The organism is Microbacterium sp. KRD172 (assembly GCF_017168295.1).
Taxonomy (GTDB): Bacteria; Actinomycetota; Actinomycetes; order Actinomycetales; family Microbacteriaceae; genus Microbacterium; species Microbacterium profundi.
Window position 1 is genome coordinate 13,452 of the sequence record NZ_JABFAS010000002.1, and the last position, 19,285, is coordinate 32,736.

At 66.7% G+C, this 19,285-nt stretch carries 21 protein-coding genes and 2 pseudogenes; 7 read left to right on the forward strand and 16 right to left on the reverse strand.

Annotated features, from left to right (window positions below):
• Positions 1-221: pseudogene (locus J1M43_RS00135) on the reverse strand (heavy metal translocating P-type ATPase); the annotation flags it as partial.
• Positions 218-625, reverse strand: coding sequence for a metalloregulator ArsR/SmtB family transcription factor (locus J1M43_RS00140; RefSeq protein ID WP_052166793.1), 408 nt, complete (start codon positions 623-625; stop codon positions 218-220). The pseudogene J1M43_RS00135 and the gene J1M43_RS00140, both read right to left, overlap by 4 nt.
• A gap of 47 nt (positions 626-672) precedes the next feature.
• Here J1M43_RS00140 and J1M43_RS00145 point away from each other — a divergent pair, with 47 nt between their 5' ends.
• Entirely contained in the window at positions 673-873 is a 201-nt protein-coding gene (locus J1M43_RS00145; protein ID WP_033105418.1) for a hypothetical protein, read from the forward strand.
• A gap of 244 nt (positions 874-1,117) precedes the next feature.
• On the opposite strand, the gene J1M43_RS00150 is transcribed toward J1M43_RS00145, so the two are convergent.
• The 3 genes from J1M43_RS00150 to J1M43_RS17040 all read right to left on the reverse strand — a co-directional run bounded on the left by J1M43_RS00150 (position 1,118) and on the right by J1M43_RS17040 (position 3,531).
• On the reverse strand, positions 1,118-1,972 hold the full coding sequence (locus J1M43_RS00150) for a F510_1955 family glycosylhydrolase (RefSeq protein WP_033105419.1): 855 nt from the start codon (positions 1,970-1,972) through the stop codon (positions 1,118-1,120).
• A gap of 147 nt (positions 1,973-2,119) precedes the next feature.
• A complete protein-coding gene (locus J1M43_RS00155; RefSeq protein ID WP_206475287.1) occupies positions 2,120-2,722 on the reverse strand; it encodes a DUF305 domain-containing protein in 603 nt (200 codons plus the stop codon).
• 98 nt (positions 2,723-2,820) lie between these two features.
• Positions 2,821-3,531 carry a DUF6153 family protein gene (locus tag J1M43_RS17040; protein WP_307823183.1) on the reverse strand — a complete coding sequence of 237 codons (711 nt, stop codon included), beginning with the start codon at positions 3,529-3,531 and terminating at the stop codon, positions 2,821-2,823.
• Positions 3,532-3,651: 120 nt separating this feature from the next.
• Between J1M43_RS17040 and J1M43_RS00165 the strand changes: the two genes are divergently transcribed.
• Entirely contained in the window at positions 3,652-3,864 is a 213-nt protein-coding gene (locus J1M43_RS00165) for a heavy-metal-associated domain-containing protein (protein ID WP_206475291.1), read from the forward strand.
• Between the two features lie 20 nt (positions 3,865-3,884).
• Positions 3,885-6,062 carry a heavy metal translocating P-type ATPase gene (locus J1M43_RS00170; protein ID WP_033105423.1) on the forward strand — a complete coding sequence of 726 codons (2,178 nt, stop codon included), beginning with the start codon at positions 3,885-3,887 and terminating at the stop codon, positions 6,060-6,062.
• Here J1M43_RS00170 and J1M43_RS16910 read toward each other — a convergent pair.
• The 3 genes from J1M43_RS16910 to J1M43_RS00180 form a co-directional block, all read right to left on the reverse strand.
• Positions 6,056-6,184 (reverse strand): hypothetical protein, encoded by a 129-nt coding sequence (locus J1M43_RS16910; RefSeq protein WP_268746244.1) that lies wholly within the window; start codon positions 6,182-6,184, stop codon positions 6,056-6,058. The genes J1M43_RS00170 and J1M43_RS16910 overlap by 7 nt on opposite strands.
• A gap of 117 nt (positions 6,185-6,301) precedes the next feature.
• Positions 6,302-8,026, reverse strand: a complete 1,725-nt coding sequence (locus J1M43_RS00175; RefSeq protein ID WP_033105424.1) for an AarF/ABC1/UbiB kinase family protein — start codon at positions 8,024-8,026, stop codon at positions 6,302-6,304.
• 57 nt (positions 8,027-8,083) lie between these two features.
• On the reverse strand, positions 8,084-8,683 hold the full coding sequence (locus J1M43_RS00180; protein WP_206475293.1) for a PadR family transcriptional regulator: 600 nt from the start codon (positions 8,681-8,683) through the stop codon (positions 8,084-8,086).
• A 190-nt stretch (positions 8,684-8,873) separates the two neighbouring features.
• On the opposite strand from J1M43_RS00180, the gene J1M43_RS00185 reads away from it, so the two are divergent.
• Positions 8,874-9,380: a single-stranded DNA-binding protein gene (locus J1M43_RS00185; protein WP_206475294.1), complete on the forward strand. Its 507-nt coding sequence runs from the start codon at positions 8,874-8,876 to the stop codon at positions 9,378-9,380.
• A gap of 24 nt (positions 9,381-9,404) precedes the next feature.
• Here J1M43_RS00185 and J1M43_RS00190 read toward each other — a convergent pair whose 3' ends face one another.
• Positions 9,405-9,746 carry a HepT-like ribonuclease domain-containing protein gene (locus J1M43_RS00190; RefSeq protein WP_206475296.1) on the reverse strand — a complete coding sequence of 114 codons (342 nt, stop codon included), beginning with the start codon at positions 9,744-9,746 and terminating at the stop codon, positions 9,405-9,407.
• Positions 9,743-10,198 (reverse strand): type II toxin-antitoxin system Phd/YefM family antitoxin, encoded by a 456-nt coding sequence (locus J1M43_RS00195; RefSeq protein WP_206475297.1) that lies wholly within the window; start codon positions 10,196-10,198, stop codon positions 9,743-9,745. Before J1M43_RS00195 ends, J1M43_RS00190 begins: the two co-directional genes overlap by 4 nt.
• Before the next feature lie 65 nt (positions 10,199-10,263).
• Between J1M43_RS00195 and J1M43_RS00200 the strand changes: the two are divergent.
• Positions 10,264-10,559, forward strand: a pseudogene (locus J1M43_RS00200) (DUF503 domain-containing protein).
• Between the two features lie 150 nt (positions 10,560-10,709).
• On the opposite strand, the gene J1M43_RS00205 reads toward J1M43_RS00200, so the two are convergent.
• The 4 genes from J1M43_RS00205 to J1M43_RS00220 form a co-directional block, all read right to left on the reverse strand.
• Positions 10,710-12,152 carry a DHA2 family efflux MFS transporter permease subunit gene (locus J1M43_RS00205; protein ID WP_241245156.1) on the reverse strand — a complete coding sequence of 481 codons (1,443 nt, stop codon included), beginning with the start codon at positions 12,150-12,152 and terminating at the stop codon, positions 10,710-10,712.
• An 87-nt stretch (positions 12,153-12,239) separates the two neighbouring features.
• A complete protein-coding gene (locus tag J1M43_RS00210) occupies positions 12,240-12,806 on the reverse strand; it encodes a TetR/AcrR family transcriptional regulator (RefSeq protein ID WP_033105431.1) in 567 nt (188 codons plus the stop codon).
• Between the two features lie 107 nt (positions 12,807-12,913).
• Complete coding sequence (locus tag J1M43_RS00215) at positions 12,914-13,099, reverse strand: DapH/DapD/GlmU-related protein (protein ID WP_372460252.1); 186 nt, start codon at positions 13,097-13,099, stop codon at positions 12,914-12,916.
• A gap of 188 nt (positions 13,100-13,287) precedes the next feature.
• A complete protein-coding gene (locus J1M43_RS00220; RefSeq protein ID WP_206475299.1) occupies positions 13,288-14,631 on the reverse strand; it encodes an HNH endonuclease signature motif containing protein in 1,344 nt (447 codons plus the stop codon).
• Between the two features lie 229 nt (positions 14,632-14,860).
• Between J1M43_RS00220 and J1M43_RS00225 the strand changes: the two genes are divergently transcribed.
• Entirely contained in the window at positions 14,861-16,324 is a 1,464-nt protein-coding gene (locus J1M43_RS00225; RefSeq protein WP_206475300.1) for a hypothetical protein, read from the forward strand.
• A gap of 56 nt (positions 16,325-16,380) precedes the next feature.
• On the opposite strand, the gene J1M43_RS00230 is transcribed toward J1M43_RS00225, so the two are convergent.
• Positions 16,381-17,586 (reverse strand): MFS transporter, encoded by a 1,206-nt coding sequence (locus J1M43_RS00230; RefSeq protein WP_206475301.1) that lies wholly within the window; start codon positions 17,584-17,586, stop codon positions 16,381-16,383.
• Between the two features lie 30 nt (positions 17,587-17,616).
• Positions 17,617-17,922, reverse strand: coding sequence for a helix-turn-helix transcriptional regulator (locus J1M43_RS00235; protein ID WP_206475302.1), 306 nt, complete (start codon positions 17,920-17,922; stop codon positions 17,617-17,619).
• 123 nt (positions 17,923-18,045) lie between these two features.
• Between J1M43_RS00235 and J1M43_RS00240 the strand changes: the two genes are divergently transcribed.
• A complete protein-coding gene (locus J1M43_RS00240; protein ID WP_206475303.1) occupies positions 18,046-19,278 on the forward strand; it encodes an MFS transporter in 1,233 nt (410 codons plus the stop codon).
• Positions 19,279-19,285: the final 7 nt, after the last annotated feature.

Consider the following 19,285-nt stretch of genomic DNA (forward strand, 5'->3'; position numbering starts at 1 on the left):
GTGTATAAGAGACAGCCCGCAACATATCCGAGAAGGTACAGTGTCCACCACACCGGCTCCGGGGCGCCGGCCATCTGCAGAGGCCACGCGATCAGGAACAGCAGCAGAGCGAGTGCCGCCCAGCGCACTTCGGGCAAACGTGTCCCGGTGACGAAGATCGATGGCGGCTTCGGCAGTGCCCGGCCCCCAGGGCGCAGTCCCGGGTCTGTGAGGATGCTCATACGTCGGCACTCTGAAGGCGCGCCTCCGCAGTCGCCGTTTCTACCGCGGCCGGCTCCGCGTGGTGGTGGCGTGGGGTGCCGCCCAGGGAGTGCTCGGCCTGGAAGATCGCATCCCGCACCAACTGCGACGCGTGCTCATTCTCCAGCCGGTAGAACACCCGGGTCCCGTTCTGGCGGGTTGAGACGATACGAGCCAGCCGGAGCTTGGCAAGATGCTGCGACACTGACGGCGGGGCCTTGTCCACGATCTCCGCCAGCTCGTTCACGGAGAGCTCACCGGCCTCGCGCAACGCCAGAATGAGGCGCACGCGGGTCGCATCGGCGAGCATCCCGAAGATCTCAACCGCCAGTTCGACGAAGTCGCTCTCAGGCATCCGACCGCAAACCCTATTATCTGCATTCATGCGTAGATAATAGCATTTTCGTTGGATCGAACGGGTACCGTCGAAGGATGACCATCAAGACGTACGTTGCGGTATTGCACGATGGACCCACATCCACCGATGAAGGGCAGCCTGTTCTGTGCCCGTTTCAGCCGGACGGCCTGCCCAAGCCCGTCATCGATCACGATGGTGTGATCTACCGCCTGAACGACACACAGAATGCACCAGGAATGTTCGATTACCAGAAGGCACCTGCGCAGCGACACTAGCGATCCTCGGCCCGCGTGAGCGCCCACGGTCAGCTGAGCGCCGTCACCGGCACACATTGTTGGGGCGCAGCCGAGCAGGTGCGTGTGGAGCTGGCTCCTGTCCATGAACGAGCACGTCTCGCCGATCGCCAAGAGATGATGAGCGGGATCAACCTGAGAGGTGGTAGCGGACGCGATGAAGAACGTCATGTCGCGGAACGGGTTTGCGAGGTCTGTCCATGCGCGATGCCCTTGATCGGTGTCGTCAGTCCGCCGGGCGGGCTGGGGCGAGGATGGTGGATTCATCGCGGGTGACTTCGACGATTCCGCGGTCGTCGACGAGAACGAAGCGCTCCGAATCGATGGCGCTGAAGGCCTGCGCGACGCCCTCCAGCGGTTCCATCCGCTGCCAGTCACCATCAGCGCCGTAGGACCAGAGAACACCGTCGGTACCGACGCCGGCGAGTGTGCCGTCCGGGCTCGCGTCGATTGTGTAGAGCACGGGTGCGCCTTCGACCGGGTCGAAAGTCCCGCCGTTGTCGGTGCTGATCAGCAGGCCCTCCTCGGTTGCCGCGTACAGCCCGTCGGTAGTGGCCGCGAGGTCGGCGGCGGTGAACGATGCTTTGGATGTCCATGTGCGTCCTTCGTCGGCGCTGGCGAGAAGTTCGACTTCGGTGGAAGCGAATCCGTAGAGCATGCCGTCAGGGGCTGCGGTGAGGACATGGAAGTCGGCGCTGCCATTGAATGCGACAGGTGACCATGTCGCACCGAAGTCGTCACTGCGAATGATGCCGAGGTTCGGTGCGCCAAGCTCCTCCGCGGTCGTCGTCCCGGGATGACCTGAGGCGAAGAGCGTGTCGCCAGAGAGCGTGAATCCCATCGCGTCGAAGTCGTGGTCGCCGATCGGTCCGGTCATCTCGCCGGTCTCCGTGAGGGTGAAGATGCCACCGTGCGTGGCGATGAACAGGTCCTCGCCACGGGGGTCGGCTGCGATGCCGTGGATATGTTCGATACTCGGCGGTACCGCGTTGGTGGTGTCGGTCTGGGGTGTGCATCCTGTCACCGTGAGGGTGAGAGCAGCAATGGAAATAGCGGTCAGGGCAAGAGCGCGGCGGTTCATGGGGCTCCGGTGAGAGGTGAGCGAATGCGAGTGGTACGCCAGCGAGAATGCGGCGTCGGGTGTGTGCGGCGGCACGCACAGCGGTCACGGCACATGCCGTGGTGTGAAAGTCGGGTGGGCCGGTTCGGGTCCGGCCCACCCGGGCGATCAGATCTGGGTGAGGAGATCCTTCATCGTGGCGATCTCCGCGGTCTGATCGTCGATGACCTGCTGCGCAAGTTCGAGCACGTCCGGGTTCTGGGCGTCTTTGAGCGCGGTCTCAGCCATGTCGACGGCACCCTCGTGGTGCATGATCATCTGCTCCAGGAACAAGCGGCTAGCTGTCGCGCCGTCCGCCTCTTCGAGTGCAGCCATGTCCTCCTCGGACATCATACCGTCCATCGAGCCGCCCATCGAGCCGTGATCCATGCCGCCTGAAGCGTCAGGGTCGTACTCGACGCCCCAGTCCTCCAGCCAGCCGAGCATCCGGTCGATCTCGGGGCCTTGGGCGTCCTTGATCTGCTGAGCCAGTTCCGCCACCTGCGGGTCGAGGTCGTCTTTGGCGAGCACGATGTCCGACATCTCGACGGCCTGCTCGTGGTGCGGGATCATCATCGTGACGAACATCTCATCCGCCTCGGTCGCCGTCGAGTCCGGCGCTTCCGAGGAGGTTGTGGCCCCATCTACGGGCGCGGAGGCGTCGGTGCAGCCGGTGAGGACGAGGGTCAGGCTGAGCACGCTCGTGCCCAGCGCAAGGGGAAGCTTCTTCATGATTGTTCCTTCGAATGAGTCGTATGAGGGGTCTGTCACGCAGCGTCCAGAATGAGGCTGCGAGACTGCATGTCGGCACGATGCCGGCATTCGACTGCTCAGGTGCGACTGATCGAGAGGAACGTCAGGGAGGGTGCCCTGCTCAACGTGTCCTCGACCTCGGGGCGGAGCCGGGACATCAAAACCATCAGTGGAGGGCTGAGCCGCTGCGCGAACAGCGGACGCAGCAACAGGAGAAGGCCGGCAAAAAGCGCGAGGATGCACGCGGAGAGCATGTTCGAGCGACCGCCCGTCGATCCGGTCATGCACGCGTCATCGCACACTGTGGGCTCCGCTGAGGTAGCGGAAGCAGCGACAGCGTCAGTATGACCAGCGATCGGCGTTGCCTGATCAACCGCGGACGACGAGTGCGCGCCCACGGCGGTGCCGTGACCGACTGCGTTGGAGCTGAAGGTGTGCATGCCGAGAAGGCCGACGATGATCATGAGAACGGCGCTCGCGAGCAATAATGCGGTCCGAAGCGACAGCTGCGGGTGCAATCCGCGGCGTTCAACGTGCATGCTCGACCTCCGATCCGAGCACAAGATAGCACTCTTCTCTTTGCGTCTTCTTCCGGAGCGGCCACGGCTGGTGCGCCCGTGGGTGCGCTGACGGGAGGTGGCCCTTCGCTGGATCGCCGACGATATTGCTGGAGCGGGTCCACGACGACCGATCTTGCATGCCGGGTCTACATGACCGATACCGGACTCGCCGGGCTGCCGACGGTGCGCCAAATCGACGACGCGCCCCCGCTCCGATGATGAGCACATCCGAGTCGTGTGACGTCATTTTCGTCTCCGTCGCAATACTTGACGGGAATACCCCCAGTGGGTATACCGTTGAGCCTAGCAGCACCCCGTTGGGGTATCCGTTTTGAGGAAGGTTGCATCATGAGCACGAGCGAGTATCAGGTCACCGGGATGAGCTGCGGGCACTGCGAGGTTGCCATTCGCGGCGAGGTCGGCCAGATCGCGGGCGTTACCGATATCGATGTCACCACCCAGGGCGGGAAGCTCATCGTGAGCAGCGATCAGCCGCTCGATGATGCCGCGGTTCTCGCTGCGGTCGACGAAGCCGGGTACGAGGCGGTCCGGATCCGGTGATTCCCGAGGAGGATAGGTTCATGAGCAACTCGCACAACGATGACGTTGAACACCCCACCGCGCATCACGAAACGCCGACCACCGGCCCCAGCGACGCCCCGCAGCAGCAGCAGCATGCGGACCACGCCACGACGGCGACGCACGAGCCCTCGAAAAACGGGAACGGCCACGACGAACATGCGCAGCACACCGGGCATATGGACGCCGGCGGTCACGGCGATCACGTGGGGCAGTTCCGCCGACTGTTCTGGATGATGCTGATCCTCGCGGTGCCCACCGTGGCACTGTCGGGGATGTTCGCGATGATCCTCGGATACACCCTCCCGGATATTGCTGCTCTCGCCTGGATCTCCCCGGTACTGGGGACCGTCATGTACGTATGGGGCGGCCGGCCCTTCCTCGTCGGCGCGGTCAGCGAGATCCGCGCCCGCAAGCCCGGCATGATGCTCCTCATCGGGCTGGCGATCACCGTCGCGTTCTTCGCCTCCTGGGGTGCGACCCTCGGACTGATCCACCACGAACTCGACTTCTGGTGGGAGCTGGCGCTGCTGATCGTCATCATGCTCCTCGGCCACTGGATCGAGATGCGCTCCCTCGCCCAGACCACCTCCGCGCTGGACTCGTTGGCTGCGCTGTTGCCCGATGAGGCCGAACGCATCGAAAACGGTCAGGTCGTCTCGGTCTCACCCGCCGACCTCGTCGTCGGCGACCTCGTCGTCATCCGGCCCGGTGGCAGCATCCCCGCCGACGGGCGGATCGTCGATGGCAGGGCATCCATGGACGAGGCCATGGTCACCGGCGAATCCGCCACCGTCACCCGCTCCGCCGGCGACCTGGTCACCGCGGGCACCGTCGCCACCGACTCCGGGCTTCGCGTCGAGATCACCGCGACCGGAGACGACACCACCCTCGCCGGCATCCAACGCCTGGTCGCCGAGGCGCAGAGTTCATCGTCCCGAGCGCAACGGCTCGCGGACACGGCAGCGGGATGGCTGTTCTGGTTCGCCCTCGGAGCAGCCGCAATCACAGCCCTCGCGTGGACCGTGCTCGGCTTCCCCGATGCCGCCGTCGTGCGCACGATCACCGTTCTCGTGATCGCGTGCCCCCACGCATTGGGTCTAGCCATCCCGCTCGTCGTTTCCATCGCCACCGAACGTGCCGCGCGGGGCGGTGTGCTCGTCAAGGATCGGCTCGCGCTGGAGAGCATGCGCACCGTTGACACCGTTCTGTTCGACAAGACCGGGACGCTCACCAGGGGCGAGCCCGTCGTGAGTGAGGTCTCGGTACCCGATGGCGGCGACCGTGACCAGGTGCTCGCCCTCGCGGCCGCCGCGGAGGCGGACAGCGAGCACCCCCTCGCCAAAGCCATCGTCCGCGCGGCCGCCGACAAGAACCTCACCGTACCCGCGAGCCGCGACTTCACCTCCTCCCCGGCCGTTGGCGTCACTGCGACCGTCAATGAGACGACGGTTCGGGTGGGCGGACCGCACCTGCTCACGGAGGAGAACGCGGGCGAGCTGGCTGTCGCAGACAGCTGGCGACAAGACGGCGCCATCATCCTGCACGTCGTGCAGGATGGGCAAGTGATCGGTGCTCTCAAGCTCGCCGATGAGGTGCGATCCGAGTCCCGTGAAGCCGTCGACGCGCTCCACGCGCTCGGCGTGCAGGTCGTCATGATCACCGGAGACGCGGAAGCCGTCGCGCACACCGTTGCTCAAGACCTCGGAATCGACCGGTTCTTCGCGGGAGTTCGTCCCGAGGACAAAGCCGCCAAGGTCCAGGAGCTGCAGAAGGAAGGTCGCAAGGTCGCGATGGTCGGCGACGGGGTGAACGACGCCCCCGCCCTCGCGCAGGCCGACGTCGGTCTCGCGATCGGCGCAGGCACGGACGTCGCGATCGCCTCGGCTGGCGTCATCCTCGCCAGCGACGACCCCCGCTCCGTCCTCTCCGTCATCGAACTCTCCCGTGCCGCGTACCGGAAGATGAAACAGAACCTGTGGTGGGCTGCGGGCTACAACCTCATCTCCGTTCCCCTCGCCGCTGGCGTCCTCGCACCTATCGGGTTCGTCCTGCCGATGTCCGTCGGAGCAATCCTCATGTCGCTGTCAACCATCGTCGTCGCACTCAACGCACAACTGCTGCGCCGACTCGACCTCCGACCCGACACCACCACCCGGACCATCCTCGACAATCACTGACGCCGCCTCAGCGGCGACTCGACGCTGAGGATCGCTCGGCGTGCGGAGTCGACGCTGAGGAAGGGTGCGTTCGCACGCGTCGCCCGCCGGAACGCCGTGACGAGGACTTCGGGAACGATCACGATCTGCACCTTCTGTCGTCCGGGGCGCCCGCGCGGCACCGGCCGGTGGTTCCGTAGAGCCTTGTTCCCGGGTGAGTGTTCACGACAAAGCGTGAGCGGCGGCCGGCGGCAGCGTGCTCACCGCCGCCCGACGCCTCCGAACAGCGCGTAGAGCAGCGGAGCTGCCGACCCCGCCATCAGCACGATCCCGAGCGGCGCGGCCGGCACGAGCAGCACCGCACCGCCGATGAGCAGGCCGCCGAAAAGCAGCGCGGCCACGGCGCGACGACCGATGCGCATCAGCGAGTCGAGACGGCGCTCCAGTCGGGAGGTGTCGAACGTCACGGTGCCGTCATCGATGCGCGTGATCACGTCGTCGATGCGCGCGGGCAGACGCCAGGTGGTCGCGGCCGTCGAGACCGCCTGACGTGCGAAGGCCTGGATGACGTTGCCGCTCTCGTCACGGATCAGACGAGCGGCATACGGCTCCGCAGCATCCCACACGTTGAACTCGGGATCGAGCCCGCTGCACATGCCGGATGTCAGCGAGACCGCCCTGAAGAGCAGCAGCATGTTCTCGGGCAGCTGCAACGGCAGGGAGCGCATGGTGTCGCCGAACTCGTTCGCGAAGCCGGTGAACTCGCTCGGATCGACCTTGCTGAGTTCGACGAATCCCATCCCTCCGAACCGATCGAAGAGCGCCGCGAGCGCGCGTTCGAGTTCGAGGGTGTCGGCCGACGGCAGCAGCACGCCGATCTCCTGCGCCGCCTTCACCAGCCCCTTGCTGTCGCGCCCGGCGACGGCGACGAGCAACGTGCGCAGCCCGTCGCGCAGACTGTCCGGCACCTCCGCCATCATCCCGAAGTCGACGAAGGTCAGCCGCCACGACCTGCCCTCACCAGAAGCGGCGGGCGCAGCATCCGTCTCCGGTGCAGCCAATGGCGTCACGAAGATGTTGCCGGGGTGCGGGTCGGCGTGCACGAAGCTGTGCGTGAACACCTGATCGAACATGACTTCGGCGAAGACATCCGCGACCCTGCTCGGGTCGATTCCGGCCCGCCGAAGCGCCGCGGTGTCGTTGATCTTGATCGCCGTGACATCCGACAGCGTCAGCACCCGACGCGTCACGCGCTCCCACACGATCTGCGGGGTGCCGACGCGAGGATCGGATGCGAAGTTCTCCGCGAAGCGCTCGGCATTCGCGGCCTCGTGCAGATAGTCGATCTCCTCGAGGCAGGTCGCCGCGAACTCCTCGACGAGCGCTGGCGCATCGACACGCGAGGAGACGAGGCGGATGCGGCTCGCCCACCCAGCCACGCGGCGAAGAGCCGTGAGGTCGGTCGCGACGATCTCGTCGATTCCGGGGCGCTGCACCTTCACGACGACATCGCGCAGCCCGGTGTCGGCGGCGTCGAGATCGGACAGTCGCGCACGATGCACCTGGCCGAGGGATGCCGCGGCAAGGGGCCGCTCATCGAACCAGGCGAAGGCGCGCTCGAGCGAGACCCCGAGCTCGGCCTCGGCGAGCGCTTTGATGTCGGGATACGGCACGGCGGGCACTTCGTCCTGCAGCCCTGCGAGCTCCTGGGTGATCTCAGGGGGCAGCACGTCGAGGCGCGACGACATGAACTGGCCGACCTTGATCATGAGTCCGCCGAGGTCGACGGCGAGCACGTGAAAACGGCGAGCGAAGCTCTGCATCCGCGGCGCGCGGGTGCGTTCGGCGACGCGTGAGAAGCCGAGCCTGGGCAACACCAGCTCGAACCACCAGATTTTGATGAACTCGCGGGCTGCGAACGAGACGATGCGGCGGTAGCGGGCGCGGTGGGTCGTACGATGCGCTGAGCCGGCAGCATCCGTCATCGCGTCATCCTCTCGCCCGGGTTCGGCAGGATGCCCGACCGGGCGGTGCGGGGCGAGTCAGTCCTGCGCAAGGATCGCGTACAGCCTACGACGCGCCTCGTCGAGCACGGTGACCGCTTCCTGCACCTGCTCCGGCGTACCGGTGCGGGCGACCTGAGCGGCGGCGCCGGCGAGATCCATCCCCGCCTTGGGCAGAGCAGTGAGGTGGCTGTGCTCGCGGGACGAGAACGCCTCCCACGGAGCCGGCTTGTCGGCGGCGATCTCGGCCTCTTCGCGACCCGCGCCGGTGAGCGAGTAGGTCTTGCGGCCGTTCTGCTCCTCTGCGGTGATGAGGCCTTCGTCGGCGAGCAGCTGCAGGGTCGGGTAGACGGAGCCTGCGCTCGGCTTCCACGAGCCGCCGGAGCGCTCGGCGATCTCGTTGATGATCTGGTAGCCGTGCATCGGCTCCTCGGCGAGCAGCGTGATCACTGCCGCGCGCACGTCGCCGCGCGCCATGCGGGAAGGGCCACCGCCGGTGCGCTGCTCGAAAGACTTGCGCAGCTGATCCATCGCATCGAAGATCGCGGATGCCGGACCGCCTGCGCCGCCGAACGGTGAGCCTGAGCCTGCGCCGGAGCCGCCTCCGCCGAAGGGGCCGGTGGGGAATGAGCTGTTCATGTTGTCCTCCAGGGTCGAACGGACGATGGTGCGTTAACGATATATCGTTCAGTGTCGTTCGGGAAGGGGTGGTCTCGGATCATGCGTGGCGCCGGCCCGATGTCGGATGCCGGCCATACTCTGATCACGTCTCACCGATGAGGCAGTCTCGACACTGAGATGAAGAACATACGGAACCGGAGTGAATGACATGAACGAGACCACCCTCACCATCGTGGGCAACCTGACCGCCGAGCCCGAGCTTCGCCAGACGAACTCCGGCGTTGCCGTCGCGAGCTTCACCGTTGCCAGCACGCCGCGCAACTTCGACCGCCAGGCGAACGAGTGGAAAGACGGCGATGCGCTGTTCATGCGATGCTCGGCCTGGCGCGACCTCGCGACGAACATCACCGCATCCCTGACGAAGGGCAGCCGTGTGATCGTCACCGGGCGCCTGCAGCAGCGCAGCTACCAGGACCGCGAGGGCAACAACCGCGTGAGCCTCGAACTGCAGGTCGACGAGGTCGGCCCTTCGCTGAAGTACGCGACGGCGCAGGTCGTGCGAGGCGATCGTTCGGGCGGTGGCGGGGTGCCCGTGACCGCGTCAGCCGGTGCTGCCGCGCCCGCGTCAGCCGGTGCTGCGGCGCCCGCGGCTGCTGCCGACTCGTGGTCGTCGCCGAACGCCGAATGGTCGACCGCTGACGAGACGCCGTTCTGAGTTTGTGAGTCGTACCCAGCGGACTCAGGCCTGATCGAGCTGCACACGCACCAATTCCGCAAGCCGGGGGAAACTGTCGACGACTGTGCTCCACAGCAGGTCGTGATCCAGCGCTCCATAGTGATGGACGACGAAGTCTCGGTGACGGGCAGCGGCCCGCCACGCAGAGTTCGAGAATCGGTCAGGATCGGCACGGGTGAGCCGTTTGGACAGATCCCCTACTCGGTTGGAGAGCGCCTCGAACGCGAGCGGAAGGGCGGGATCGTTGCGAAACGCATCCTCGCCTCGAGCCGCCAAGCCGGCGGCCGCCTGAAGGGTCGCGGCGAGTTCCCGAAGCCAACGCTCGATGCGCTCACCATCGTTCACAACGACACCGCCTCGCGGATCATCTGGTCGTCACGCTCCTCATCGAGCCCCCCGACGGAAACCGCGTCGACAGGTGCGCCTAGGACGGCTTCCATATCGAGTTCGAACTGTGCGATGTCGAAGAGTGTCGCGCCGGGCATGGGCACGACGAGCAGATCCACATCACTGCCCGTGACCTGTTCACCGCGAGCGACCGAGCCGAACACCTTCACTTCACTGATCCTGGACATTGCCGCCAGTCGCTCGATGAGCGGGCGCAGCATGCGCAGTCTTTCCAGCGAAACGCTCGAATCGGCCTCGAGGAGGTCTTGATATCGCTCGATCGGAAGCAGCACCGCCTCCGGTCGACGGTGAGAGCCGATCACCACTGGCTCTCTTGTCTCACCCGAACGGAACGAGGCGAGTACGCGCGAGAGTCCCGCTCGAGCTTCGGCAACAGGGACGACATCCATGATCCACCTTCAAATACGTACATAAAAGTGTACAACTGAACGACCGCTTGTGGCAGACTCTCGGCATGTGGATCGGCTGGATCGAGTCGATGTGCTGCTCGGTGACGTGCACTCTCTGAAGGAGAAGCGCAGCGTCATCCGGCCGCTGATCGCCGACCTGTCGCGCCGCACCGAGGCGGCGGCTGCCGAGGTCGGCGCCAACGACCTGCACCGACGCACGGCGATCGGCCTGTCGGTGGTCGGAGCGGAGATCGCGCATGTCCGGGACGTCTTGGATCGTGCAGAGCGGATGCTGGCGGAAGAGCATCCCGAAGTCACTCTGCTGGCGACTCGAAGAGGCCTGCATTCGAGCGAGGACTGAGGCCCGCACGCCTGCCTGAACCAGACAGCACGCGCGAGCCTCAGTCCGGGGCCGCTGGGCTCAGCGCCGCCGCCCGGTTCAGCGCTGCCGCCGGGCTCAGCGCCGCCGCCCGGTTCAACGGGGCCGCCCGGTTCAACGGGGCCGCCCGGCTCAGCGCCGCCGCCAGACCGCCACGACTCCGGCCCCGATGATCGACAGCGCAGCTGCACCGAGGAAGAGCCACGAGAATCCACCGGTGAGCGCATCCGCGGTCGACGCGCCGCCGGCTTCGAGTGCCGCCGTCCTGAGCCCGGCGATCGTGCCGAGCACGGCAAGCCCGACCGCGCCGCCGATCTGCTGACTGGTGTTGATGAGCCCGCCGGCGAGCCCCGCTTCACCGCCTTCGACTCCTTCGACGGCCAGCTGCGTCGTGGCGACGAACCCGCCACCGAGGCCGACACCGATGAGCAGCGTCGGTCCGAGCAGCTGCGTCAGGAAGACAGCATCCGATGGCGCGAACGCGAGCCACACCAGGCCGCCGGCCAGAACGAGCAGTGCGGTGGCGAGCACCGGCCTGGTGCCGAGGCGTCCGATCAGGGAAGGCGCCGCACCCGCGACGAGCACGAGCGCACCTGCGAGCGGCAGCTGGCTCAGGCCCGCGGTGAGCGCGTCGTAGCCGAGCACGGCCTGCATATACACCGACAGCGCGAAGAACAGCGCGACCATCGCCGCACCGGCCAGCAGCATCACGATGTTGCCGAGCGCGAGATCGCGGTTGCGGAACACACCCAGCGGCACGAGCGGTTCGGCGCTGCGACGCTCGACCACCACGAACGCCACCCCCAGCACGACGGCGACCGCGAAGAGCACCAGAGGCAGCGGGTGCAGGAATCCGAGCCGCTCCACTGCGCTGAGCGCACCGACGAGAGCGACGAGCGCCGCGGTCACGATGATCGCGCCGGCAGCATCCAGACGTCCGGACGCTCGCGCGCCGTCACGGGTGATGAGAACGGGAATCGCGACCAGCACGATGACGCCGATCGGCACGTTGACGAAGAACACCGCCTGCCAGCCGAGCGTCGCGGTGAGGATGCCGCCGAGCAGCACCCCGGCCGCCGAGCCGATACCTGCGACCGCACCCCAGACGCCGAGAGCCCTGGTGCGTTCCTTCGCATCAGGGAAGAGGTGCGTGAGCAGCGCCAGCGCAGCCGGGGCGAGAAGCGCGGCGGACGCTCCCTGCACCGCGCGCGCGGCGAGCAGCATCTCGCTCGAGAACGAGAGGCCGGCGAAGGCGGATGCTGCGACGAAACCCGCCGTGCCGATCAGGAAGACGCGGCGGTGACCGTATCGGTCGGCGAGACGGCCGCCGAGCAGCAGCAGCCCGCCGAAGGCGAGTACGTACGCGGTGATCACCCATGTGAGCGCAGCGGTGTCCATGCGGAGTTGCCGGCCGAGCACCGGGAGGGCGATGTTGACGATCGAGGCGTCGAGTACGACGAGAAACTGAGCGAGCGCGAGGATGCTGAGCGCCAACCAGCGGCGTGAACTGCGTGGTGCGGTGATGGCGGGTCGAGCGGCGGCGGCGGGTCGAGCGGTGGTCGAGAGCATGTTCATCGTGTCGTTCCTTTCGGTCGGTGGTGCATGAGTGATTCATCACTCACTCTTTAGGGCACAGAAGAACGGGAACAGCACCGGGCGCGATCACGCCGGGTGGCTCATCCCCTTGGTCAGGAGTTTCGCCCAATCCTCCGGGCGCCCCTCGAGCTGCGTCGTGACGATCAGATGGCAGAGTTGCCCGTAGGCGATGAAGCGCTGCACGTCGTCATCGGCGCCGCCGGAGCGACTCTTCGCGAAATTCGTCACGCGTGCGAGGCCGGCGCGGAGCGCCTCACCCACCACCGGGATGTCGGCGACGGATTGCGCATGCACCTGCAGCATCAGCAGCGTGCGGTCGCTGATCAGCTGCGCGTAGGCGTCTCCCATCGCGTCGAGGATGCCGTCGGGCGTCTGCTCCCCCGCAGCATCCGCCCCCTCTTCGAGAGCCGCGATGATCGCATCGAAGCACGCCTCGAGTGCGGCGATGAAGAGCGCCTCCTTGCCGGAGTAGAGCTTGAAGACGTACGCGGGGGAGATCTTCGCTTCGCGGGCGACATCGGCGACGGTCGTGGCGTAGTAGCCCCCGCGCGCGAACTCCGCCAGCGCCGCGGCGGCGACGACGGGCCGTCGCGCGTCGGCGGTCGAGAGGATCGAACTGCGTGTCGTCGGCATATGAGTGACTGTACACTCACTCTGATTGGAGGGCAAGCAGGAAACCTCGGGCGACGGCATCCGCCCGCAAGACGCGCGAGCGGCCGGCTTCGTATCCGACGCTGAGGTCAGTCGGGGACGGAGCGCACGACGCGAGCCGGCGATCCGACGACGATGGCCTGGGCCGGCACGTCTTTGGTGACGACGGATGCTGCAGCTACGACCGCGTCGTCTCCGATCGTGACGCCCGCGAGGATCGTGGCGTTGGCACCGATCCAGACGTTGCGTCCGATCGCCACCGGGGCGGGATGCATGTCAGCGCGGCGGCTCGCTGCGAGGTCGTGATTGAGCGTGGCTCGGCCAGAATATCTTCGATGTCCAAGGTGCGCCTCCTGCGTTGCGTTTCTCGTGACCAGTCTGGATCGTCCGGCCTGCGATAGCGAGCGGGGCCAGCCGCTCAGGCATCAGACCTTCGACGTGCGAGATGCTTCCGGTCCACGGCTCAGGCTGCGATGTCGAAGCGTGCGCGTCCGCCGAGCCTGGGGGTGCGAGCGGGATCGACGTGAACCGGTGGGATGAACCAGACCCGTGCATCCACACCTGTGCCGTCGATGCGGATGTCCCATCCGTTGTCGTGGATGCGATGGTGGCAGCTATCGCATAGGAGTATCCCGTTGGAGAGGTCGGTTCGACCGTGATGACGTTTCCACCATCGCATGTGGTGCGCCTTGACCATTTCGGGCGAGAGGTTGCACATGGCGCATCCGCCGTCACGCTCGGCGAGAGCGAGGCGTTGCGCCTTCGTGAAGAAGCGCTTCTTCCGACCCCAGTCGAGGATCTCGCTGTCGCCGCCGAGAACGCACGGGATCACGCCGCCGTCAGCGGCCATCCGTCGGGCCGCTGCTGCGCTGATCGGCTGGTCGATGCCGTCGATCGTGGCGGTTCCCGTGGCGGAATCCAGGTCGTCGACGTGCATCCGGACGACGACGGTGGCTCCCGCGAGGGGAAGCTTCTCGCTCTTGCAGCCGAGCACGTGCGCGCAGAACAGGGCGAGCGCGTCGGCCTGCAACATGGGCACCGTGCGACGGTCGGCATCCGGAGCATCTGGATCCGGTGCGGCCTTACGGGCTGCGAATGCGGCGCTCACGTATCCGCGAAGTGCTGCGACGATCGGGGCACCGGTCTCGACGTCGAAGTTGCCGTTGAGATGCAACCGTCCGCCGCGCTCGAAGAACGTCAGCGAACGCTTGCCGCACTGCTCGTCCTCTCGCGGTTCGACACCATCAGGGTCGAGCCACGCTTCGATCCGCACGCCGAGCCGGCGCACTTCGTCGAGCCCGAGACCGGGAGCAGCGTCGACCAGGAGCTTCTCGCCCTCGGCCGTGCGCCCGGGCCCGGCAGCGATGCGACACCGCTCCAGGACCGCGATGATCAACGCGGCCGCCTGCGCACTGAGAGTTCCTGCTTCCAAAGCCTCGCTCACCAGCGGATACTTCGCGGGCAACCGGGCACCGAGCAGATCAGTGCGCGCCGCCGTCGCCTCGCCCACGTTGATCAGTCGGATGGCGTCGCCGGTCGATACACCGGTGGACGCGGCGATCAGCTTCGCCGGCGAGCGGAACCCGTGCTGCTTCGCCAAGGAATCCGCACCCAACTCCGCGCGGGACTCACTCGCGATCCCAGCAGCGACACCTACATGCACAGCATCCAGCCGACGCTGCAGTACGCCGATCGCATTCGTAACCGCGATCAGCTGTTCTCTCGAAAGATCGTTCGAGTCGCCAGCATCCGCCCACACCTCGTCGAGGCGGGAGATCGCCTCGTGCAGACCGGTCAGCTTCGACATAACTCAACGATACCGCAGTGTTCCGTCTTTGTCGAACATTAATTCGAACTTATGTTGAGATCGTCTCGATCCGCGCGCTCGCCGACGCGCACCGCTCAACCATGTATTCGCATCTATATACGAATCTGTAACCGACTCATCCTCCACAGCACGATCTGGCCGGACGCTGTCCCCGATTGCTGTATCCGGGTGGGGCCCAGCATCCACTCCACCCTTATCGTCATCGCATGTGAGCTACTACGACGGCTATGTACACCCCTCAGCATCTGCAGTAACGGTCCTCATCAGCGCACCGGGCAAACCGACGCTGAATCGCATCATCGAAGTGCCCGGCGATGCGCCGGATGCATGGCTCGCGAATGCCTTCCTGCTCTCTATCGGCGAAGATTCACTGACCGATGACGATGCCGAGGATTTCCGTCTGCCGCAGGCGTACGAACCGCTGCTCTGGGGCTCGTACGGGAGATCCCCTTTCGACGACGAACCGAATCTCTCACGTTCCTTCACCCTCCCCGGCGTCCCCCATGATCTCGAAGTGCACCGTCTTCACACGCGAGCTCCCGCCGTGGGCGAACCGAAAGTCGCCATCATCGAGCACGACGATCCAGACCCCACTGCGGTGAGCGCTGCGCACGATCGCACGAGTCCGAGCACGAGCACGAGTCCGAGCACGAGCACGAGCACGAGCCCAGTTCCGGTCAACGTGAACTGGCAGACATCGACCGCCTCATTGAGCGTTCGCGAAGTGAACACTGAGCTCGCCGACCAGTACGGCGTCGTACAGCCGCGCTTCGACCGTTCACTGGTCGTCGATCTCGGGCATGGCGTATCGTCCGGCTGCCTGCTGGTAGGACTGCTGCGGGCACTCCCACCTGTTCGGCGCCTTGCGCTGCGCGCGCACCTTCGGGAGACCGGGTTGCTGGATCGGCCGGTATTCAGCGAGGCCGACGCCGCCGCGTTGTCCGCAGGACTGAGAGCTCTCATCGATCGCATCGGCTCAGATGGCTTGGAGCACTCGGAGAACGGCTGGTTGTCCGACGATGCTCTTCGCGATGTGGAACAGGCGCTCGGGTGGACGTCCGAGCTTCACGTTCGACTCGCATCCGCGCGCGGATCGGATGAGTCCGTTGGCGCTTCGCTTCTATCGACCGCGCGCGAGCTCCGACTTCTCCGGCGTCTCAAGGGACGTATCATCCTCACGAACATGGCGAAAGCGCTCCGCGCCCGTCCGACCGGATTCGTCCCTCATCTCGCGAACCACGCAACACGCGGCGCTGGTCAATCCGGCTATCTCCACTCCCAGGACAGCCACGAATCACAGCTGATCATCGCGCTGACGCTGCTGTCGATCGCCGACGGCTCGGCGCAATCGCGCGCGGACGTGGTGGACGTCGTCGCGCGCGGCGTCGCAGTACTCGAGCGCCATGCGGCCCCGTACGGGGGCTACGGGAACTACGGGAACTACGGGAACTACGGGAACTACGGGAACTACGGGAACTACGGGGACTACGGGGACTACGGCGCCGAACGCTATTGGCATGAGTATCCCGGAGATGACGCCTTGTCCTCCGAGAACAACATCGCAGCCATCGTCGACAGAACATTGGACCGGCTTGAGCTACCGGGCCGCCCCGAATCGTTCAGCGAGTTCACGCCGGCCGTGAGGAGGCTCGCCCATGCTGCATTGCTCTGACCGACTCGCGTTCGTGCTCGCGACCCGCGCACCACGTGCCGCATCCCCTCAGCCGGTCAAGCGGTCCGTCGCCGCTCCAGCACCCGGGCGCACACGATCGCCACAACCCCGGCGATCGGCACGACGATCAGCCCCGCGCGCAGCCCCGCATTGTCGGCGATGAATCCGACGAACGGAGGCGAGAGCAGGAAACCCAGTCGCAGCAGCCACGACACGATCGTGAGGCCGGCGCCGTGCCGCAGTCCCGGCAGCGCGTCGGCGGCCTGCATCGCGGCGGGGATGAGCGTGGCGCTGCCGAACCCGGCGACCGCGAAGCCCAGGATCGTGCCTGGAATCGTCGGGAAAGCCAGGGCCAGACCCATTCCGACGGCGATGAGGAGTCCGCCGGCCTGCGCGACGGCACGCTGCCCGAAGCGGTCGACCATGCGGTCGCCGATCATCCGGCCGATGAACTGCGCGCCGACCAGGGCGATATATCCGGTGGTGGCGATCGCTGCCGGGGCGGCGAGATCCGCGCCCAGGTAGAGGGTCGCCCACGACATTCCGGCATCCTCGACGATGGCGCCGGCGATCGAGAGCAGCACGAGCGCGGAGATGACGAACACGGTCTTCCCCGAGATGCCGCGACGCAGCGCACCGCTGATCTCCGATCCACCGGCGATCGCCTCCTCCTCCGTCACGTCGTCGCGCCCCGGCAGGCACATGCGCAGCGCGACGAGCGAGAGCACGCAGAACACGACGGCCGAGATGCCGAGATGGATGCCGAGGGGCAGAGCGAGCGCGATCGCCACGGCCGACATCGATCCGCCCAGCACCGCGCCGATCGACCAGATCGCGTGGAAGGAGTTGATGATCGAGCGTCCGTAGCCGCGTTGCACGCGAAGGCTGTGCGCGTTCTGGCCGACATCGGTGATCGCATCCGCCGCTCCGCCGAGGAAGAGGCCGAGCGCGAAGAACACGACCGACGGCGCGAGGCCCGCCGCGAGGATGCCGAGGCTGGTGAGGATCGTGCCGACCACCGCGACCTTCGCCGACCCGAAGCGGCGGATGAGCACGGCGGCTCCGAGCCCTGCGACCATCGCGCCGGCGGGGAACGCCGCGATCGCGAGCCCGTAGGCGGCGGCGTCGAGGCCGAGCTGCACCTTGATCTCGGGGTAGCGCGGCAGGATGTTGGCGAACAGCGCGCCGTTGGTGAGGAAGAGGATCGCAACGCCGACGCGTGCGCGCCGCACGGCCGGGGCGACGGTGGTCGTGCGAGGCATATGCACCAGCCTAGGTGGGGCGCGGATGCCTCAGCTCTGCAGCACCGAATCCAACAGCCCGGGGAACAGGGCATCGAGGTCGTCGCGCCGTAGCGTCAGCATCCGTCGGCGCCCGTTGGGCTCATTGCGGATGACGCCCGCCTCGCGCAGCACCTTCATGAAGTGCGACTTGGTCGACTTCGGCAGGTTCGGGTCGGTGGCGTGGCAGGCGGCCATGTCGAGCGGGCCGGCCGCGAGCTGGCGTGCGATCGCGAGGCGCTCGGGGTCACTGAGGGCGAAGAGCACGTCCGTCAGGTGGATGTCGGAGCGCTCCGGATGCTGCAGATCACCGGGCATGGTTCGATAATAGTTGAACAATTGCCGATGGGCGAGTACGCTCCGATAGTTCGACGATTCTCGAACCGAAAGACTCGAACCGAAAGATTCGAACCGAAAGATTCTCGAACTCGAGGAGCACGCATGACCACGACCGAACCGATCACCGTCCGGCAGACCGGTCCGACCGCCGCACCCATCCCTCGCTCCACCCGCGCACGGTTCGGGTTCGCGCTGGCGGTCGTGGCGCAGATCCTGATGATGACCGGTGCGAGCGCTCCGTCGCCGTTCTACCCGGTTCTCGCCGAGCAGATCGGCTTCGCCCCGATCGTGATCACCGCCGTGTTCGCGGTCTACGCCATCGCACTTCTTTTCACGCTGCTCACGGCCGGGGCGCTGTCTGATCACGTCGGCCGCCGCCCGGTCGCGATCGTCGGACTCGTGCTCCTGGGCGGCAGCATGCTGCTCTTCTCACACGCGGATTCCGTGGCCCTGCTCTTCATGGCGCGCATCACCCAGGGCATCGCGAGTGGACTGCTGCTCTCGGCCCTCTCGGCTGCGGTGCTCGACCTCGCACACCCCGCCCGCCCGTCGACCGCAGCGCTGTGGAATGCGCTCGCCCCCGGCATCGGCCTCGCCACCGGCGCGCTCCTGTCGGGAGCCGCCCTCGACATCATGGGCGAACCGCTGCTCGATGTCTTCGTGCCGCTCACCGCCGCGTATGTCATCCTCGCGGTGCTCTTCTTCTTCGCACCGGAGACCGCGCCGAAGAAGCCGGGAGTCTGGGCTTCGCTGCAGTTCCGCCTGTCGGTTCCGCAGGCGATCCGGGCGGACTTCTGGCGCGCGGCCCCCGCCATCGTCGCGGGCTGGGCGACCGGCGGACTGTTCCTCTCTCTCGGCGCGAACATCGTGCGGGGCGAGCTCGGCGGCGTCGCGCACATCTGGCAGGGACTCGGCGTCGCGATCCTCACCGGCGTCGGAGCGATCACGGCGTTCCTCCTGCGCAAGCGCTCGCCCCGCACGATCACGATCTTCGGCACCGCAGCCCTCGCCGTCGGCACGGCGATGTCGCTCGGCGCCCTCGCGCTCGGTTCGCTCCCGGCCTATCTCATCGCCGCCGGCGTGACCGGAATGGGCTTCGGCACCACGTTCTCAGGCGTGATCGCATCGCTCGCGCCGCGCATCCCCGCCACGGAGCGCGCCGACACGTTCGCGGTCATCTTCCTTCTCGCGTACCTCGCGTTCGGCGTGCCCGCCGTGATCGCCGGGATGCTGGTGGGCGTCGTCGGGCTCGGCGCGGTGTGCGTCGGCTACGGCGTGGTCGTCATCGCGCTCTCGCTGCTCGCGCTGGTGTTCAGGGTCCGCATGCCCGAGTGAGGATAGC

What these genes read in the sequence shown, in the direction of transcription:
- J1M43_RS00185 (WP_206475294.1), top strand. Translation starts at nt 8,874, where the DNA reads ATGAACGAGACCACCCTCACCATCGTGGGCAACCTGACCGCCGAGCCC.
- J1M43_RS00220 (WP_206475299.1), bottom strand. Translation starts at nt 14,631, where the DNA reads ATGTCGAAGCTGACCGGTCTGCACGAGGCGATCTCCCGCCTCGACGAG.
- J1M43_RS00155 (WP_206475287.1), bottom strand. Translation starts at nt 2,722, where the DNA reads ATGAAGAAGCTTCCCCTTGCGCTGGGCACGAGCGTGCTCAGCCTGACC.
- J1M43_RS00210 (WP_033105431.1), bottom strand. Translation starts at nt 12,806, where the DNA reads ATGCCGACGACACGCAGTTCGATCCTCTCGACCGCCGACGCGCGACGG.
- J1M43_RS00140 (WP_052166793.1), bottom strand. Translation starts at nt 625, where the DNA reads ATGAATGCAGATAATAGGGTTTGCGGTCGGATGCCTGAGAGCGACTTC.
- J1M43_RS00165 (WP_206475291.1), top strand. Translation starts at nt 3,652, where the DNA reads ATGAGCACGAGCGAGTATCAGGTCACCGGGATGAGCTGCGGGCACTGC.
- J1M43_RS00175 (WP_033105424.1), bottom strand. Translation starts at nt 8,026, where the DNA reads ATGACGGATGCTGCCGGCTCAGCGCATCGTACGACCCACCGCGCCCGC.
- J1M43_RS00215 (WP_372460252.1), bottom strand. Translation starts at nt 13,099, where the DNA reads ATGCATCCCGCCCCGGTGGCGATCGGACGCAACGTCTGGATCGGTGCC.
- J1M43_RS00145 (WP_033105418.1), top strand. Translation starts at nt 673, where the DNA reads ATGACCATCAAGACGTACGTTGCGGTATTGCACGATGGACCCACATCC.
- J1M43_RS00195 (WP_206475297.1), bottom strand. Translation starts at nt 10,198, where the DNA reads ATGGATGTCGTCCCTGTTGCCGAAGCTCGAGCGGGACTCTCGCGCGTA.
- J1M43_RS00230 (WP_206475301.1), bottom strand. Translation starts at nt 17,586, where the DNA reads ATGCCTCGCACGACCACCGTCGCCCCGGCCGTGCGGCGCGCACGCGTC.
- J1M43_RS00240 (WP_206475303.1), top strand. Translation starts at nt 18,046, where the DNA reads ATGACCACGACCGAACCGATCACCGTCCGGCAGACCGGTCCGACCGCC.
- J1M43_RS00205 (WP_241245156.1), bottom strand. Translation starts at nt 12,152, where the DNA reads ATGAACATGCTCTCGACCACCGCTCGACCCGCCGCCGCCGCTCGACCC.
- J1M43_RS00150 (WP_033105419.1), bottom strand. Translation starts at nt 1,972, where the DNA reads ATGAACCGCCGCGCTCTTGCCCTGACCGCTATTTCCATTGCTGCTCTC.
- J1M43_RS00170 (WP_033105423.1), top strand. Translation starts at nt 3,885, where the DNA reads ATGAGCAACTCGCACAACGATGACGTTGAACACCCCACCGCGCATCAC.
- J1M43_RS17040 (WP_307823183.1), bottom strand. Translation starts at nt 3,531, where the DNA reads ATGTGCTCATCATCGGAGCGGGGGCGCGTCGTCGATTTGGCGCACCGT.
- J1M43_RS00235 (WP_206475302.1), bottom strand. Translation starts at nt 17,922, where the DNA reads ATGCCCGGTGATCTGCAGCATCCGGAGCGCTCCGACATCCACCTGACG.
- J1M43_RS00180 (WP_206475293.1), bottom strand. Translation starts at nt 8,683, where the DNA reads ATGAACAGCTCATTCCCCACCGGCCCCTTCGGCGGAGGCGGCTCCGGC.